Consider the following 17,244-nt stretch of genomic DNA (forward strand, 5'->3'; position numbering starts at 1 on the left):
CGCGCCGCGGCAGAACGGCTATGCACTGTTTGTGGCAGGAAAGTGGCGCCGGCCCTTACGCCAAACTCCTAGGCGAGAACGCCCAACTGCCAAGCGAAGAAGACGCCCAGCGCCACGGCGATGGTGAGAAGCTGCTTGCCCGTCACCACGCAGACCAGCACGGCGGCCAGCGCGCCGACGAGCTGCGGGTTCCTCCAGGTGAGCTCCAGCCCCTCGCCGTTCGGCGACAGGATCATCGGCACGATGATGGCGGTCAGCACCGTGACCGGGACGAAGCCCAGCGCCTGCTTCAGCAGCGGCGGGAAGACCACCCGGTCGCCCAGCACGAACAGCGCCGCCTTCACGAAGACGGTCACCGCCGCCATGCCCAGGATCATGATGGTGTTGGTCAGGACGGTCCCGGTCATGCCGCTTCCTCCCCCCGCCGTCCGGCCTCCAGCCCGCCGGAGCGCCAGCGCTGCAGGGCCATCCCGACGGCGACGCCGGCCACCACGGCGGCCATCAGCCCCAGCTTGTAGGGCACATCCTGCCCCAGATAGGCCACGGCACCCGCCGCCACCGCCGCCGCAAAGTTGGGCAGGTTGGCGAGCTGCGGCACGACGATGGCGATGAAGGTGGCGACCATCGCGAAGTCGAGCCCCAGCGACTGGAGCTGCGGGAAGGCCGCTCCGAACAGCAGGCCGACCAGGGTCCAGACCTGCCAGTTCGCGTACATCGACAGGCAGGAGCCCAGGAAGTACCAGTGCCCGAGCGGCGCCCGCGGGTGCCGGGCGTAATAGCCGGCCATCACCGCGAAGGTCTCGTCCGTCAGGAAGAAGCCCAGCGTCCAGCGCCAGCGCGCCGGCAGATGGGCGACGTGCGGCAGCAGCGTGGCGGCGTAGAGGGCATGGCGCAGGTTCACGATCAGGGTGGTCAGCCAGATCACCGCCAGCCCGGCGTGCCCGGCCACCAGACCCAGCGCGATGAACTGGCTGGACCCCGCATAGACCGACAGGGACATGAGCTGCCCCTGCCACGCCGCCAGCGGCCCGGCGGCCACCAGCGTGCCGAAGATCACCCCGAAGGGTGCCGCGCCGATGACCATCGGCAGGGTATCGCGGGCGCCGGCGGCGAAGCTGGATCGTCTGGTCATGATCGTTCTGAAACGTGTTGTCGAACCGGTCCGTGGAACCGCGTCGGGCTGCGGACCATAGCGCTGCGACGCCCGGCCTGCCCGCCTTTTATTGTCCGGGAGACAAGTCCATTCGCCCCACCCAACCCTGCGGGGTTAACGATTCCGATGGGGTGGAGTGCCGGGGGAGAGCTTTCCATCCGCCCGCCTTTCCGGCAGGCTGGTCCCATGAAACCCGATTCCTGCTTCGAGTTTCCCGTCCACACGGCGGGGGAGCGTGCGGCGGACGCGGTCATCCACGCCATCGGCGTGATCGCCGGCCTGATCGGCGCGTCCTGGCTGTTGGCCGTGACGGCGGGCCACGCCTCCGCGACCGAGATGGTGTCGCTGGCGGCCTACGGCGCCGGGCTGGTCGGCATGCTGAGCGCGTCGGCCGCCTACAACATGTCCCCGCCGGGCCGGCGCAAGGCCGTGCTGCGGCGGCTTGACCACGCGATGATCTATGTGATGATCGCCGGCAGCTACACCCCCTTCACCCTGAACCGGCTGGACGGCGCCGCCGGGCTCGCGCTGGGGATCGGGGTGTGGGTGGTGGCGCTGGGCGGGGTGGCGCTGAAGCTGTTCGCCTCGTGGCGGTACGAACGGCTTGGCTTCGTGCTTTATCTCGGGCTCGGCTGGGCCATCCTGTCGGTGGCCGAACCGCTGTGGCGGTCGCTGTCCCCGGTGACGCTGCTTCTGCTGGCGGTGGGCGGGATTGTCTACACGGTCGGCGCCTTCATCCACACGCTCGACCGCCTGCCCTACAACATCCCGGTCTGGCACGCGCTGGTCATCGTGGCGGCCGCCTGCCACTTCGCCGCGGTCGCGCGGGAATTCGTGGTGACCTGACCGGCGAGGGGCCTCGCGAAAGGCCCCTCGCCCGCATCATCCCCGCATCAACAATGCACCGCCATTAGTGAACCGTCGTCACCGGCTGGGTCGCCGCGCTGCGCACCTGGGCGGAGACGGGCAGGCCGTTGATGGTCAGCTCACCGCCTTCCGCCCCCACCTTGACCGTCTGGCCGTCGGCAACGCGGCCTTCCAGGATCATGGTGGCCAGCGGGTTCTGAAGCTCCCGCTGGATCACCCGCTTCAGCGGACGCGCGCCGTAGACCGGGTCGTAGCCGGCCTCGGCCAGCCACTGCGTCGCCGCCCCGTCCACCTCCAGCGTGATGTCGCGGTCGGCCAGCATGCGGACCAGCCGGCCGAGCTGGATCGTCACGATCCCGCCCATGTGGCTGCGGTCCAGGCGGTGGAACAGCAGGATCTCATCCAGCCGGTTCAGGAACTCCGGCCGGAAGTGGGCGCGCACCACCTCCATCACCTCGTCGCGCACGGCGCCGCTGTCCTGGCCTTCCGGCTGGGCCGCCAGCACCTCGGAGCCGAGGTTCGAGGTCATGATGATGACCACATTGCGGAAGTCCACCGTCCGCCCCTGCCCATCGGTCAGGCGCCCGTCGTCGAGCACCTGGAGCAGCACGTTGAAGACGTCGGGATGGGCCTTCTCCACCTCGTCGAACAGCACGACCTGATAGGGCCGGCGGCGCACCGCCTCGGTCAGCGCCCCGCCCTCCTCATAGCCGACATAGCCCGGAGGGGCGCCGATCATGCGGGCGACCGAGTGCTTCTCCATGTATTCCGACATGTCGAGCCGGACCATGGCCGTCTCGTCGTCGAACAGGAATTCGGCCAGCGCCTTGGTCAGCTCGGTCTTGCCGACGCCGGTCGGGCCGAGGAACAGGAAGGAGCCGATCGGCCGGTTGGGGTCCTGCAGGCCGGCACGGGCGCGGCGCACGGCGTTGGAGACCGCCACGATGGCCTCGTCCTGACCGATCACGCGGGTCTTCAGGCGGGTTTCCATCGCCAGCAGCTTCTCCCGCTCGCCGGCCAGCATCTTGTCCACCGGCACGCCGGTCCAGCGGCTGACCACGGCGGCGATGTCGCTGTCGCGCACCTCCTCGTTCAGCATGCGGTTGGCGGCGTGGGCCTCCGCCTCCTTCAGACGCTTCTCCAGATCGGGGATGACGCCGTAGGCCAGCTCGCCGGCCCGGCCCCAGTTGCCGTCGCGCTGGGCCTGCTCCAGCTCGGTGCGGGCCTTCTCCAGGTCCTCCTTGATCTTCTGGGCGCCCTGGAGCTGGTCCTTCTCGGCCTGCCACTTGGCGGTCAGCTCGGCGGATTCCTGCTCCAGGTCGGCCAGCTCGCCTTCCAGATTGGCGAGCCGGGCGCGCGAGGCGTCGTCGGATTCGCGCTTCAGCGCCTCCCGCTCGATCTTGAGCTGGATGATGCGGCGATCCAGTTCGTCGATGTTCTCCGGCTTGCTGTCCACCGCCATACGCAGGCGGCTCGCCGCCTCGTCGATCAGGTCGATGGCCTTGTCGGGCAGGAAGCGGTCGGTGATGTAGCGGTTCGACAGGGTCGCCGCCGACACGATGGCCGCGTCGGTGATGCGCACGCCGTGGTGCACCTCGTAGCGCTCCTTCAGGCCACGCAGGATGGAGATGGTGTCCTCCACCGTCGGCTCCGGCACGAAGACGGGCTGGAAGCGCCGGGCCAGCGCCGCGTCCTTCTCGATGTGCTTGCGGTATTCGTCCAGCGTGGTGGCGCCGACGCAATGCAGCTCGCCGCGCGCCAGCGCCGGCTTCAGCATGTTGGAGGCGTCCATCGCGCCGTCCGCCTTGCCGGCGCCGACCAGCGTGTGCAGCTCGTCGATGAAGACGATGATCTCGCCCGCCGCCGCCTGGATCTCCTGGAGCACGGCCTTCAGCCGCTCTTCGAACTCGCCGCGGTATTTGGCGCCGGCCACCATGCCGGCGAGGTCGAGCGACAGCAGCTTCTTGTTCTTCAGCCCTTCCGGCACGTCGCCCTTGACGATGCGCTGGGCGAGGCCCTCGACGATGGCGGTCTTGCCGACGCCCGGCTCGCCGATCAGGACGGGGTTGTTCTTGGTGCGCCGCGCCAGCACCTGGATGGTGCGGCGGATCTCCTCGTCGCGCCCGATGACCGGGTCGAGCTTGCCCTCGCGCGCCGACTCGGTCAGGTCGCGGGCGTATTTCTTCAGCGCGTCGTAGCCCTGCTCGGCGCTGGCGGTGTCGGCGGTGCGGCCCTTGCGCACCTCGTTGATCGCGGTGTTCAGCGCCTGCGGGGTGACGCCCGCGCGCTTCAGAACCGCGGCGGACGGCGTGCCGTCGGCCATGGCGAGCGCCAGCAGGATGCGCTCCGCCGTGACGTAGCTGTCGCCGGCCTTCTTGGCAACCGTCTCGGCCTGCTCGAACACGCGGGACAGTTCCGGCGTCAGATACACCTGCCCGGCCCCGGCGCCCTCCACCTTGGGCTGCTTGTCCAGCTCGGCGTCCACGCCCGACAGCGCCAGGGCGGGATCGCCGCCGGCCGCACGGATCAGGTTGGCGGCCAGGCCTTCCTTGTCGTCCAGAAGGGTCTTCAGCAGATGTTCCGGCGTCAGCCGCTGGTGGCCGCGCCGCAGGGCCAGGGTCTGCGCCGCCTGCACGAAGCCACGGCTGCGCTCGGTGTATTTTTCGAAGTCCATGATGTGCTCCCTTCATCGCCGACCGTCCGCGAGGCAGCCCGGTCAGTCCGATCCACGTTACCAGTGCGATCCGCAAGGATGCATGCGTCGCCGTAGATGTGGGAGAGGCCCATCCGTATGCAAGACCCCCCGGTACGCGTGGTTATTGCTTTTGTCGGACCCGCGCCGAAAGGGTGGCTTTCCGCGGCCCGCCGGAAAAGGCTAGGGTTTTCGTCCAAAGCCACGGACTCCCGCCTTCATGACGGCCACGCCCACCAGCACCCCGCGCGACCCTTCGCCCAAGGCTCTGCGGCCCGCCCTGACCACCCCCCTGATGCGGCTGGCCTGGCACGGCCGCAACATGTGGCACTGGGTGGCGCGTCCGCTGACCATGGGGGTGCGGGGGATCATCCTGGACGACTCGGGCGCCGAAGGGGGCGGCGCGGCCTCGGTCCTGCTGATCCGCCACAGCTACGTCGGCGGCTGGCATTTTCCGGGCGGCGGAGTCGGAAAAGGGGAGTCCCTGGTGGAGGCCATGCGCCGCGAGGTGCGGGAGGAGGTCGGGTTGACGGTGGAGAGCGGCCCGCAGCCCTTCGGCGTCTACGCCCGCTTCCGGCACGGCGCGAGCGACCATGTGGCGGTCTTCGTCGCGCGCGGCTGGTCGGGAACGCTCCGGGCCGACGGCGTGGAGATCCTGGAGGCGCGATTCTTCCCGCTGGACCGGTTGCCGGAGGACACCTCCCCCGCCACGCGGCGGCGAATCGCCGAGTTCCAGGGTCGGGAGCCTTTGGCCGAGCGCTGGTGACGGTTTTCGATTGCGACGGTTGACAGAAGCAAACCGGTCCCACCATTGTGCGATGCAATGCCCGCGACCGTCGCCACCATACGCCGCTACCCCGTGAAGGGGCTGAGCGGCCAGGATCTTCCCGCCGTTGACCTCGTCACCGGCCAACCCATCCCCTTTGACCGGCGCTTCGGCCTGCTGCACGGCCCGGCCGCCCTGACCCCGGATATCGAGGGCTGGCGCCCGAACGAGGATTTCTTCACGCTCGACCGGAACGAGAAGCTGGCGCTGCTCGATTCCGAGTTCGACGAGGCCACCCAGTCGCTGATCATCCGGCGCGGCGGCAAGCAGGTGTCGCGCGGGCGTCTGGACCAGCCGATGGGCCGGATGCTGGTGGAGCAGTTCTTCGCCGCCTATCTGGCGGGGGCGGCCCCCGGCCTGCCCAAGCTGGCCGAGGCCAGGAACCCGGCGCAGGGCGGCGGCTTTTCCTTCACCGACCGGGAAGAGGCCGCGGTCTCCATCCTCAATCTCGCCAGCGTGCGCGATCTGGAGGAGCGGGTGGCCAAGCAGCCGGTCGATCCGCGGCGCTTCCGCGCCAATCTGATGATCGACGGGCTGGAGCCGTGGGTGGAACGCCAGTGGATCGGCGCGCTGCTGACCATCGGCGAGGTCACCCTGCGCATCTGCGACCACAAGGACTGCCGGCCCTCCAGTGAGGTCAATCCGGCGACCGGCGCGCGTGACCTCAACACGCTCCCCATTCTGGAGCGCGGGTACGACCATACGCAGTGCGGCGTCTATGCCCGGGTGGTGCATGGGGGCCGGATCGCGGTGGGCGATCCGGTGGCGCTGGCCGACGACCTGCCGTCCTGACGAACTCGCCAAACCTGAAGCCGGCCAAATCTGAAACCCGCCGGCCCTGAGACCGGAACTCCCCGGCCTCAGGACTGACAGGCGTCGGCCATTCCGTATCAGGCGCTCATCGGAGTGCGTTCGTCGGCGGCGGCCTCGGACTCGTCGCCCATCTCGCCGCCATCCTCATCCTCCGTCAAACCGCCCATGCTGGGCTGCGGGCCGAGGCCCGCGGTGCCGGCGTTGCCGCGCTGGCGATTCTCGGATTCCTGGATCTGGTTGATGATGCGGAAATAGTGCTCCGCATGCTGAAGATAATTTTCCGCCTGGACGCGGTCGCCGGACGAGGAGGCGTCGCGGGCCAGCGCCAGATACTTTTCATGGACCTGCCACGCGTTGCCGCGGATGCGCACGTCCGGACCATTGCTGTCGAAGGTCTGGTGACGCAGCGGAACGTTCTGCCGGCGGTTGCCACCGCCGCCGCCGCCGCCACCTCCGCCACCACCGCCGCCGTTGCTACGACCGCGCGAGCGCCTGGAGTTCGGTCCTTGTCTCATTTGGCTCTTATGGCCCCATGTAAGAGAAGTGCAATCCCGCGAACGCCCTGGCTGACCATCCGGTCGCCGGGCCCGCCGCGGAACCAACCGCGGGTGGGTCGCAGGGATCAAATCGACGCGCCCAGCCGATCAACCGGTCTGCCTTCTCGGACGTCCGCCCAACCGCGCGGGGTTTCCGGAGGCCATGGGTACGCCCTGGGATGATCGTCCCCGGGCCATCGTCGTCCTTGCACCCTACTGGGGACCGCGCGTCAATCCAACCTTTTTTTTGGGGGGATGGGGCGAAATCACGCGCGCTTCCGCCCCAGGACGCAGCGTTCCACGCCGCCCAGATCCCGGAAGACGCCCGCCGGTTCCAGCCCGGCGGCGGCCAGCAGCCCCGTCACGTCCGCCGCCTGCCCCTGCCCGACCTCCAGCCCGGCCAAGCCGCCCGGCTGGAGCAGGTCCGGCGTCTGCGCGACGATGATCCGGTAGGCGTCCAGTCCGTCGGCGCCGCCGTCCAGCGCGCGCAGCGGGTCGTGCTCCCGCACCTCCGGATCGAGCGCGGCGATGTCGGCGCTGGGGATATAGGGCGGGTTGGAGACGACGACGTCGAACCGCTCGTCCAGCCCGGCGCCCCAGTTGCCGGTCTGGAAGCGCACCCGCTCCGCCAAGCCATTGCGCACCGCGTTCTCGGTGGCGGCGGCCACCGCGCCGGGGCTGAGATCGACGCCGAGGCCGCTGGCGTTGGGCAGTTCCGCCAGCAGGGCCAGCAGGATGCAGCCGGTCCCGGTGCCGAGGTCGAGCAGCCGCAGCGGGGCATTGCGGTCCGGCAGGGCCTTCAGCACCGCCTCGACCAGCGTCTCGGTATCCGGCCGGGGTTCGAGGGTGTCGGGGTTGAGGGCGAGGTCGATCGTCCAGAACTCGCGATGGCCGAGGATGCGCCCCACCGGCTCCCGCGCCGCCCGCCGCTCGACCAGGGCGAGGAGGTGAGCCGCGTCGGGTTCGGGAACGGGATCGTTGGCCCGGGTGAACAGGTCGTGGCGGGTGAGGCCCAGCGCATGCTCGACGAGCAGGCGCGCGTCGAGGTCGGGCGTGTCCACCCCGGCCTCGCGCAGGCGGGCCTCGGCGGTGCGGCGGAGTTGGTGAAGCGTGATGGTCATGAATTGCCCCCACCCTCCCCATGCTCTGCATGGGTCCCCTCCCTCCCCCGCTGCGCAGGGGAGGGCGATCGGTGCGACGTCCTGTTCCCTCCCCTGCGCAGCGGGGGGGGGTTAGGGTGGGGGCCCGTGTTGCCACACGAGCGCCTATGCGAAACTCCAAGCTGAAATACCGCGCTCGTGACCTGCGCACTCAGCCCACCGACGCCGAACGGACGCTCTGGCGCCAATTGCGCAGCGAACAGCTCAGCGGATGGAAATTTCGCCGTCAGCACCCCATTCCCCCCTACATCGCCGATTTCGCCTGCATCCAAGCCAAGCTGGTTGTCGAAGTCGATGGCGGTCAGCACGCCGACTCCGCTTACGACTCCGCCCGGGACGAGCATTTGCGGCACCATGGCTGGCGAATCCTGCGCCTCTGGAACAACGACGTGCTGAACAACCCGGAGGGCGTGGCGGCGACGATCCTCGCCGCCATCGGCGGGCCGAAACTCCCACAAGGAGATTGACGAAACCGCCCTATTGCAGTTCCGACAGCCGCGCCGCCTCGTCTTCCGCCGTCAGCGCGTCGATCAGTTCATCCAGCGCCTCCCCCGCCATCACCTTCTCGATCTTGTAGAGCGTCAGGTTGATGCGGTGGTCGGTCACCCGCCCTTGCGGGAAGTTGTAGGTGCGGATGCGCTCCGAGCGGTCGCCGGAGCCCACCTGGCTCTTGCGGTCGGCGGCGCGGACCTTGTCCTTCTCGGCGCGCTCCCGCTCGTAGAGGCGGGCGCGCAGCACCTTCAGGGCCTTGGCCTTGTTTTTGTGCTGGCTCTTCTCGTCCTGCTGGCTGACGACGAGGCCGGTCGGCAGGTGGGTGATGCGCACCGCGCTGTCCGTCGTGTTCACCGACTGGCCGCCGGGACCGCTGGAGCGGAACACGTCGATGCGCAGGTCCTTCTCGTCGATGTGGATGTCCACCTCCTCCGCCTCGGGCAGAACCGCGACGGTCGCCGCGGAGGTGTGGATGCGCCCCTGCGTCTCGGTCGCCGGGACGCGCTGCACGCGGTGGACGCCCGATTCGAACTTCAGCCGGGCGAAGACATTGCGGCCGGTGATGTTGGCGATGGCCTCCTTGTAGCCGCCGATGCCGGTCTCGCTGACCTCCATCGTCTCGAAGCGCCAGCCCTGGAGCCCGGCGTAGCGGCGGTACATCTCGAACAGCTCGGCGGCGAACAGGGCCGCCTCGTCGCCGCCGGTGCCGGCGCGCACCTCCAGGATGGCGTTCTTCTCGTCCGCCTCGTCCTTGGGCAGCAGGGAAATCTGCACCCGGCGCTCCAGGGCGGGGATGCGGCGGGTGAGATCGGCGAACTCCTCCTCGGCCAGCGCCTTCATGTCGGCGTCGCCCGCCGGGTCGGCGATCATGCCGGCGAGGTCGGCGGCCTCCGCCTTGGCCTTCTTCAGCTCCGCGATAGCCTCGGCCACCGGGGTCAGGTCGGCGTATTCCTTCGACAGCCGGGCGAAGTCCGCCGGGTCCACCGTCCCCGCCGCCATCGCGTCCCGCAGCTCGTCATGGCGGGCCACGACCCTATTGAACTTCTCGTCCAGGCTCACGTCGCTCGTCCTTATCCAAATCGCCTCCGGCGCTTAATCCGGTGCCGGCAGGCTCGTCCTCGGCCAGCCGGAACAACCGGAACAGCAGCCGTTCCGCCGCCGCCCGCTCCGCCATCCCGGCCCCGTCCGGGTCCGCCGCCATGGCGCGCAGCGCCTCCGACGGACCGTGCAGCAGCCGGTTGACCAGCAGCCGAGTCGCCGACGCCGCGTCCAGCCCCCGCTGTTCGTCCAGCAGGCGCCGCCGCTCCGTCTCGAAATGCGTCCGCAGCGCCGCCACGGCGGGCACCGCGGCGCGCTCGGCCCGGTGGCGGGCGAAGGCCGCCAGGGCGTCGTCCACGATGGTCCAGGCCGCCTGGGTCGCCGCCTCGCGCCCCACCCGTCCCTGCAGCGCCACGCGCTCCAGATCGGCGAGGTCGTAGACGAAGGCCTCGTCCAGCCCGGCGACGTCCGGATCGACGTCGGCGGGGATCGCCGCGTCCACCACGAACACCGGTCGCCGGCGGCGGCGCTTCAACGCCGCCCCCAACTGCGGCGCGGAAAGGATATAGCGCCCCAGACCCGCCGCGGTCACCACGATATCCGCGCTGGTCAGCGCCGAATCGAGATCGGCCCAGGGCGCGAAGTGGCTGTCCATCCGCCGCGCCGCCGCTTCGGCCCGGCGGTCCACCGGGGCGGCGACGATCAGCCGGCCCAGTCCCGCCTCGCGCAGCCCCTCCAGCACCAGGGCGCCCATGTCGCCCAGCCCCATCAGCAGGCCGGTGCAGCGCCTCAGGTCGCCGTGCAGGTCGCGCGCCACCTGGACCGCCGCGGCGACCAGCGAGGTGGCGCCCTCGGCGATCGGCGTCTCGCGGCGCACCCGCTTGGCGGCGCCATAGGCGGCCTGGAGAAGCCCCTCCAGTTCCGGCCCGGACAGGCCGGCGGCGGCGGCGTGGCGGTGGGCGGCCTTGACCTGCCCCAGGATGTGCGGTTCACCGACGATCTGGCTGTCGAGCGAGCAGGCGACGGCGAAGACGTGGCGCACCGCCGCCGGGCCGGTCAGGGTGTAGAGCTGCCCGGCAAGGTCGGTCTCGATCAGACCCACCCGCTCCGCCATGATCCCGGCGATGGCCAGCGCCGCCTCGTTCGGACGCTCGTGCACCGCCTGGACCTCGACCCGGTCGCAGGTGCTGAGCCACATCGCCTGGGCGATGCCGGCGGCGCTCAGCCGCTCCAGCATCGCCGGCACCTCCGCCTCCTCCGTCGTCAGACGGTCGCGGATCGCGCCGGAGCAGGACCGGTGGCTGGCGCCGATGACGAAGTAGGAAGCGGTCACTCTGACTCTGGCCCAGGCCGCGGCACGGCCGACAAGGATGGTACGGTTGCCGCGGATTTAAGCACGGATGGCACGGAGCGTCCCTAGTTCAAATTGTCCGCCCGCGCCGCTCCGTCACTCGGCGGCCTTTTCCGCCGCCTTTTCCGCCGCCTTGGCGGCCTCGATCTCGGCGGCCTTCTTCTCGACCAGCCCGACGAGGTGGTCAACGATGTTCTGGTCCTTCAGCCGGTGATCGGTGACGCCGGACAGATAGACTTGGTGGGTGTTGTTGCCGCCGCCGGTCAGGCCGATGTCGGTCTCCCGCGCCTCGCCGGGGCCGTTGACCACGCAGCCGATGACCGACAGGGTCAGCGGCGTGGTGATGTGGGCCAGCCGCGCCTCCAGCGTCTCCACCGTCTTGATGACGTTGAAGTTCTGCCGCGCGCAGCTCGGGCAGGAAATGACCGTGACGCCGCGCCGCCGCAGGCCCAGCGACTTCAGCATCTCATAGCCGACCTGGACCTCCTCGGCCGGCTCGGCCGACAGAGACACGCGGATGGTGTCGCCAATGCCCGACCACAGCAGCATGCCGAGCCCGATGGACGATTTCACCGTCCCGGCGCGCAGGCCGCCGGCCTCGGTGATGCCGATGTGCAGCGGGTAGTCGCAGGCCTCGGCCAGCCCCTGGTAGGCGGCGACGGCGAGGAACACGTCGGACGCCTTCACCGAGATCTTGAACTCGGTGAAGTCATGGTCCTCCAGGATCCTGGCGTGGTTAAGGGCGCTCTCGACCAGCGCCTCCGGGCAGGGCTCGCCGTACTTCTCCAGCAGGTCCTGCTCCAGCGAGCCGGCGTTGACGCCGATGCGCATGGAGCAGCCGTAGTCCTTGGCCGCCTTCACGACCTCACGCACCCGCTCCGCCGAGCCGATGTTGCCGGGGTTGATGCGCAGACAGGCCGCCCCGCTCTGCGCCGCCTCGATGGCGCGCTTGTAGTGGAAATGGATGTCCGCGACGATCGGCACCGAGACCTGCGGCACGATCTGCTTCAGCGCCAGCGCCGATTCCTGGTCGGGGCAGGAGACGCGCACGATGTCGGCGCCCACCCGCTCCGCCGCCTGGATCTGCGCCACCGTGGCCGCCACGTCGGCGGTCGGCGTGTTGGTCATCGTCTGAACCGAGATCGGCGCGTCGCCGCCGACGAGCACGTTGCCCACCCGGATCTGGCGGGACTTGCGGCGAAGGATCTGGCGGTAGGCGCGCACGCTGCTCATGGGCTGTGGCCTCGGGGCATGAATCGGGTCCGGCGCGTCTTATAGCGCAGCCGGCGTCACGCCTGAAGTGCGGTCCGCCGCGCCGGATTCAAGGGAAAAAGCCGTGGATGACCCGTCCTAATGGGCAGGAGCGGCGCCGCGCAGGGTCGGGGCGTGCTGGTCCAGCGACACGTCGCGCAGCACCTGCCCGACCGCCCCCATCGGCGCGCCGTCCACCCCGTCGGTGACGACGATGAGCCCGCCGGCGTTGCCGGTGCGGACGCGGATGCCCGAGCGGTCGGGAACGCGGTAGACGTCGCCCGGCTTCAGCACGCGGGTGAAGATGATCTCGCCGCTGTTGTCGCGCACCTGAATCCAGCTGTCCTGCGTGGCGCGGAGCTGGATGCGCGAGGCCGCGTTCTGCGTGCCGTAGACCTTCGAGGGCAGCGCCCCATCGGCGGCGGGCGGAGGCGCGGCCGGGGCGGCGGGCGGCAGGCTGGCGATGGTCGGGGCGGCGGACGTGAGCGGAGTCGGTTCCTGCGCGGCCCCCTCGGACTCGTCGTCTTCCGCCGGGGGCGGCGGGACGTTCACCATGGCCGAAGGGGCGGCCGACGGCGCGGCGGCCGGAGCGGGAGCCGCCGTGGGAGCGGTTGGCTTGGCGGGCGCGGCCGGCGCCGGCTGGGCGACCACCGCCGCAGGGGCCGGGGCGGGCTTCGCTGGAGCCGCCGGAGCCTGTGCGGTCGGCGCCTGGACGGTCGGGGTCGGAACGGCCGGAGTTGGTGCCGAAGGGGCGGGCACCGCCGTGGACGCGCCACCGGCCGCGGGCGGAGCGGACACGGGAGCGGGCGGAGCCTCCGCCATCACGGTCGGGACGGACGCCGGGGCGGCGGGCGATTCGGCGGGACCCGGAACCGACGCGGTTTGCCCGCCACCATTCTGGCTGGCGTTGAAGGGCAGCGTGTCGAGCAGCGAGACCAGCCGGTCGGGCAGGGTCGGGACCAGATCGACCATCGAACGGTCGGTCGCCGACAGATAGTACCAGCCGCCATAGACGATGCCCGCCAGCACCATCGTGCCGAGCAGAACCGTGCCGCCGGGGATGCGGCCTTCCGGCACCGGGGTCGGGAAATAGAGCTGCTGGCTGCGCGTGCGGCCCGCCGCCTCGTCCTTGTAGCGGGTGAGGATGGTGTCCGGGTCGAGCCCCAGGCATTCCGCGTAGGAGCGCAGGAAGCCGGCGGCGTAGGTGGTGCCCGGCAGGTCCTCGAACCGGCCCGCCTCGATGGCCTGCAGGTAGGGGTAACGGATGCGCAGCATCGTCGCCACCTCGCGCAGGTCGTAGCCGAGGCTCTCGCGCGTCTCGCGCAGGGTGTCGGACACGCTGGGGCCGGACTGCGCCGGGCCGTCCTGCGCGGGGTCGTAGGAGCCGAAAACCTTGCGCTTGCCCATCATCTCAACCGTACCGTCGCCTCGGATGACTTATGGTCGCACCCCCGGCATGGGTACGCCAGCCGAGGGGTCGGCGCAACCGGGAATGACCGTGATCCTGCCATCTTGTATACGCCCTTCGCCCGAACCGCTGTAACAAAACGCCGCCGTGGCGAACGTCGGCACCGGATGTGGTTCCAGGGTGGACGAAGCGGCCTTGGGCGCCAGTTCGGGCGTGGCCTCAGATGATGACGCCGTGGTCCTTGGCGAAACTGCGCAGCTTGTCGCGCAGGCTGTGGTCGCCGCGCAGGTAGAGCCCGTTCATGTATTGGCGCAGCACCGCCACGTCGAGCGAGCGCAGCATCGTCTTCACCGGCCCGACCGAGGGCGGGGACATCGACAGGGTGCGGAATCCGATGCCGATCAGCGCCATGGCGTCGAGCGGCCGGCCGGCCATCTCGCCGCAAATGCTGACCGGGACGTTGGCGTCGCCGCAGGCCTCGACCAGCCGCCGCAGCAGGCTGAGCATGGCCGGCGACAGCGGGTCGTAGCGCCCGGAGGTGCGCGGGTTGCCGCGGTCGCTGGCGAAGATGTACTGGGTCAGGTCGTTGGAGCCGACCGACAGGAAATCCACCCGCGGCAGCAGGGCGGGCAATTGCCAGAGCAGCGCCGGCACCTCGATCATCGTGCCGACGCGCACGCGGCTGGGCGGCTCGCCGCCCTGAACCTTCAGCCGGTTGATCTCAAGGTCGAGCAGGCGGCGGGCGGCGTCGAACTCCGCCACCTCGGCGATCATCGGGAACATCACCGACAGCGGGCGCCCGGCGGACGCCCGCAGCAGGGCGCGCAGCTGCTGGCGCAGCAGCGACGGGTGGTCCAGCCCGATGCGGATGGCCCGCCAGCCGAGCGCCGGATTCTCCTCGCCTTCGCTGGCCGCGATGTAGGGCAGCATCTTGTCGCCGCCGACGTCGAGCGTGCGGAAGACCACCGGCTTGTCGTCGGTCTGGTCGAGGATGCGCGAATAGAGGTCGGTCTGCGCGTGGACGTCCGGGTAGGTCGAGCGCACCATGAAGGGGATTTCGGTGCGGTAGAGGCCGATCCCCTCCGCCCCGCTGGCCTTCAGGTGCGGCAGGTCGATCAGCAGGCCGCAGTTGAGCTGGATGGAGATCGGCACGCCGTCCCGCGTCAACGAGGGCAGCGCGCGGATCGCCTCGTACATCTGCTCCTTGCGGGCGCGCAGGGCCACGGCCTCGGCGAAGGCCATCTGGATGTCCTCGGCCGGGCGGACGAAGGCCTGCCCGTGGTCGCCGTCGACGATCACCGGGTCCAGCGGCTCGATCCGGTTCAGCGCGTCGGGCGCCTGCACCACCGGGATGTTCAGCGCGCGGGCCACGATGCAGACGTGGCTGGACGGCGAGCCCTCCTCCAGGATCACGCCGCGCAGGCGGCGCTGGTCGTAGTCGAGAAGCTCCGCCGGCCCCATCGACCGCGCGACCAGGACGATGTCCTCCGGCAGGGTGCCGCCGTCGGCCTCCGACTTGCGCCCGGCGAGGTGCTGGAGCAGCCGGTTGGTCAGGTCCTCCAGGTCGAGCAGACGTTCGCGGATGTAGGGGTCCGTCAGGTGGCTCATGCGGGCGCGGGTGTCGTTCTGCACCTGCTGCACGGCACCTTCCGCCGTCAGGCCCATGCGGATCGCCTCGCGGATGCGCGACAGCCACCCGCGGTCCTCCGCGAACATGCGGTAGGTTTCCAGGATGTCCTTGGGTTCGCTCAAGCCCGCCAGCGCCGCCGCGTTCAGCAGGTCGTCGATGGCGCTGTGCATGGTGGCGATGGCGGCGTTCAGCCGCGCCAGCTCGCTCTCGGCGTCCTCGGAGACCATCTGGCGGATGGTCAGCTGCGGGCGGTGGATCACCGCAAGCCCCATCGCCAGGCCGCTGGCCAGCGAGGTGCCCGACAGGCGCGCCGGCAGCAGCGCCGGGTCGCCGGTGGAGGCGACCTCCTGCGGGTTGACCAGCTCGCCCTGGGCGACCAGCTCGGCCACCACCATGGCGATGGTCTGGAGCGTCTCGACCTCGACCTCGGTGTAGCGGCGGCGGTCCTTGTGCTGGATGACCAGGACGCCGCGGACCTTGCCGCCGCGCAGGATCGGCACGCCGGCCAGCGACAGGAACGGGTCCTCCCCCGTTTCCGGGCGGTAGGCGAAGCTGGGGTGCGACGGCGCGTTGTCCAGCGCGATGGGCCGCGCGTGGCCGGCGATGTCGCCGACGATGCCCTCGCCCACGCGCAGGCGGGTGTTGTGCACGGCGTCCTGGTTCAGGCCGAGCGTGGAGAACAGCTCCAGCACCTCGCCCGCCCGCATGACGTAGCAGGAGCAGACGTCCGCCCCCATCTCCATGCCGATCAGGGTGACGATCTTGTCCAGCCGCTCCTGGCCGGAGCCGGAGCCCGCCATGACGTCGCGCAGCCGCGCCAGCAGACGGCGCGAGGCGGCGCCGTCGAAGCCCGGCGAACCGGCGGGGATGTCGCCCACGACGCCATTCATCTCACGCCGCCCCCAGGATCGCCGATTGACCGGCGGCCGATTGACCGATGACCGGCGGCTCGCCTTCTTCGGGCGATCGGTCCGAGGACGATGGCCAGCGCGCGGCCAGCGCCGCTTCGGCCTGGACGATCAGGTCGCCGATGATCTCGGCCACCGGCTGCTCGCGCGTGACCAGCCCGACGCTCTGCCCGGCCATCAGCGACCCGCTCTCCACGTCACCGTCGATCACCGCGCGGCGCAGCGCGCCGGCCCAGAAATGCTCGATCTCCAGGATGCCGGCGTCGCGCGTCGTCTCGCCGCGGTCCACGCGGGCGATGACCTCGCGTTGAAGCTCCATGAAGCGCTTGGACCCGGCGTTGGTCAGCGCCCGCACCGGGATCACCGGGAAACGCGGGTCGATCTGCACCGACGCCTGGGCGTCGCGCGCCGAGGCCTTGATGAAGACCTGCTTGAAGCGCGGGTGCGCGATGGATTCGGTGGCGCAGACGAAGCGGGTGCCGATCTGCACGCCCGCCGCCCCCTGCTCCAGATAGGACAGGATGGCCTCGCCGCGCCCGATGCCGCCGGCCACGAAGACCGGGACCTCGCGCAGGTCGGGCAGGATCTCCTGCGCCAGGACGGTGGTGGAGACGGGGCCGATGTGGCCGCCGGCCTCCGTGCCCTCGATCACCAGCGCGTCGATGCCGATCTTGACCATCCGCCGGCCGCTGACCAGCGTCGGGGCGAAAGCCATGGCGCGGGCGCCGCCGTCCTTGATCCGCTTGATGGTGGCGCCGCTGGGGAAGCCCCCGGCGATCACCACATGGCTCACCGCCAGCTCCCGGCAGACGTCGATCAGACGATCGAGGTCCGGGTGCATGTTGATGAGGTTGACGCCGAAGGGCTTCGCGGTCAGCGTCCGCGTGGCGGCGATTTCCGCCGCCAGCAGGTCCGGCGGCATTGAGCCGCAGGCCAGAACGCCGAAGCCCCCGGCGTTGGAGATGGCGGAGACGAGGTGACGCTCCGACACCCAGCTCATCGCACCGCCCATGATGGCGGTGCGCGTGCCGAGGAAGGCGCAGCCGCGCGCCCACAACCCATCGAGTCGGGCGCCGGCGACCGCGTCGGACTTGGCGTCGGTCATCGCCGCCCCTCCCC

15 protein-coding genes are annotated in these 17,244 nt (G+C 70.4%); 4 read left to right on the top strand and 11 right to left on the bottom strand.

The features are described 5' to 3' along the window. Positions 1-68: 68 nt before the first annotated feature. On the bottom strand, positions 69-407 hold the full coding sequence (locus AMK58_RS20985; RefSeq protein WP_035678050.1) for an AzlD domain-containing protein: 339 nt from the start codon (positions 405-407) through the stop codon (positions 69-71). Beyond that, complete coding sequence (locus tag AMK58_RS20990) at positions 404-1,132, bottom strand: AzlC family ABC transporter permease (RefSeq protein ID WP_035678049.1); 729 nt, start codon at positions 1,130-1,132, stop codon at positions 404-406. Before AMK58_RS20990 ends, AMK58_RS20985 begins: the two co-directional genes overlap by 4 nt. Positions 1,133-1,339: 207 nt before the next feature. Between AMK58_RS20990 and trhA the strand changes: the two genes are divergently transcribed. Continuing rightward, entirely contained in the window at positions 1,340-1,999 is a 660-nt protein-coding gene (gene trhA, locus AMK58_RS20995) for a PAQR family membrane homeostasis protein TrhA (RefSeq protein ID WP_035678046.1), read from the top strand. Between the two features lie 64 nt (positions 2,000-2,063). On the opposite strand, the gene clpB is transcribed toward trhA, so the two are convergent. Next, the gene (gene clpB, locus AMK58_RS21000) at positions 2,064-4,694 is read right to left on the bottom strand and encodes an ATP-dependent chaperone ClpB (RefSeq protein ID WP_059399374.1); all 2,631 of its coding nucleotides are present in this window, start codon (positions 4,692-4,694) and stop codon (positions 2,064-2,066) included. A 238-nt stretch (positions 4,695-4,932) separates the two neighbouring features. On the opposite strand from clpB, the gene AMK58_RS21005 reads away from it, so the two are divergent. Next, positions 4,933-5,478: an NUDIX domain-containing protein gene (locus AMK58_RS21005; protein ID WP_051140558.1), complete on the top strand. Its 546-nt coding sequence runs from the start codon at positions 4,933-4,935 to the stop codon at positions 5,476-5,478. Between the two features lie 57 nt (positions 5,479-5,535). After that, positions 5,536-6,330 carry an MOSC domain-containing protein gene (locus AMK58_RS21010; RefSeq protein WP_035678030.1) on the top strand — a complete coding sequence of 265 codons (795 nt, stop codon included), beginning with the start codon at positions 5,536-5,538 and terminating at the stop codon, positions 6,328-6,330. Between the two features lie 98 nt (positions 6,331-6,428). Here AMK58_RS21010 and AMK58_RS21015 read toward each other — a convergent pair whose 3' ends face one another. Both AMK58_RS21015 and prmC read right to left on the bottom strand, forming a co-directional pair. Continuing rightward, positions 6,429-6,866 (bottom strand): DUF4167 domain-containing protein, encoded by a 438-nt coding sequence (locus tag AMK58_RS21015; protein ID WP_035678028.1) that lies wholly within the window; start codon positions 6,864-6,866, stop codon positions 6,429-6,431. A gap of 287 nt (positions 6,867-7,153) precedes the next feature. Further along, a complete protein-coding gene (gene prmC / locus AMK58_RS21020; RefSeq protein WP_059399375.1) occupies positions 7,154-8,008 on the bottom strand; it encodes a peptide chain release factor N(5)-glutamine methyltransferase in 855 nt (284 codons plus the stop codon). Positions 8,009-8,154: 146 nt separating this feature from the next. Here prmC and AMK58_RS21025 point away from each other — a divergent pair, with 146 nt between their 5' ends. Further along, positions 8,155-8,514 (top strand): endonuclease domain-containing protein, encoded by a 360-nt coding sequence (locus tag AMK58_RS21025; protein ID WP_035673169.1) that lies wholly within the window; start codon positions 8,155-8,157, stop codon positions 8,512-8,514. Positions 8,515-8,524: 10 nt separating this feature from the next. On the opposite strand, the gene prfA is transcribed toward AMK58_RS21025, so the two are convergent. From prfA to AMK58_RS21055, 6 genes are all read right to left on the bottom strand, one after another. Then, complete coding sequence (gene prfA / locus AMK58_RS21030) at positions 8,525-9,598, bottom strand: peptide chain release factor 1 (RefSeq protein ID WP_059399376.1); 1,074 nt, start codon at positions 9,596-9,598, stop codon at positions 8,525-8,527. After that, positions 9,573-10,910 (bottom strand): glutamyl-tRNA reductase, encoded by a 1,338-nt coding sequence (gene hemA, locus AMK58_RS21035; RefSeq protein ID WP_059399377.1) that lies wholly within the window; start codon positions 10,908-10,910, stop codon positions 9,573-9,575. Before hemA ends, prfA begins: the two co-directional genes overlap by 26 nt. A gap of 114 nt (positions 10,911-11,024) precedes the next feature. Continuing rightward, complete coding sequence (ispG, locus tag AMK58_RS21040; protein ID WP_035678001.1) at positions 11,025-12,161, bottom strand: flavodoxin-dependent (E)-4-hydroxy-3-methylbut-2-enyl-diphosphate synthase; 1,137 nt, start codon at positions 12,159-12,161, stop codon at positions 11,025-11,027. 117 nt (positions 12,162-12,278) lie between these two features. Continuing rightward, a complete protein-coding gene (locus tag AMK58_RS21045; RefSeq protein WP_236778256.1) occupies positions 12,279-13,589 on the bottom strand; it encodes a helix-turn-helix domain-containing protein in 1,311 nt (436 codons plus the stop codon). Positions 13,590-13,806: 217 nt separating this feature from the next. After that, the gene (gene ptsP / locus AMK58_RS21050; RefSeq protein ID WP_035677981.1) at positions 13,807-16,107 is read right to left on the bottom strand and encodes a phosphoenolpyruvate--protein phosphotransferase; all 2,301 of its coding nucleotides are present in this window, start codon (positions 16,105-16,107) and stop codon (positions 13,807-13,809) included. Position 16,108: 1 nt separating this feature from the next. After that, entirely contained in the window at positions 16,109-17,230 is a 1,122-nt protein-coding gene (locus AMK58_RS21055) for an NAD(P)H-dependent flavin oxidoreductase (RefSeq protein ID WP_035677978.1), read from the bottom strand. Positions 17,231-17,244: the final 14 nt, after the last annotated feature.

Source organism: Azospirillum brasilense, assembly GCF_001315015.1.
Taxonomy (GTDB): domain Bacteria; phylum Pseudomonadota; class Alphaproteobacteria; order Azospirillales; family Azospirillaceae; genus Azospirillum; species Azospirillum brasilense.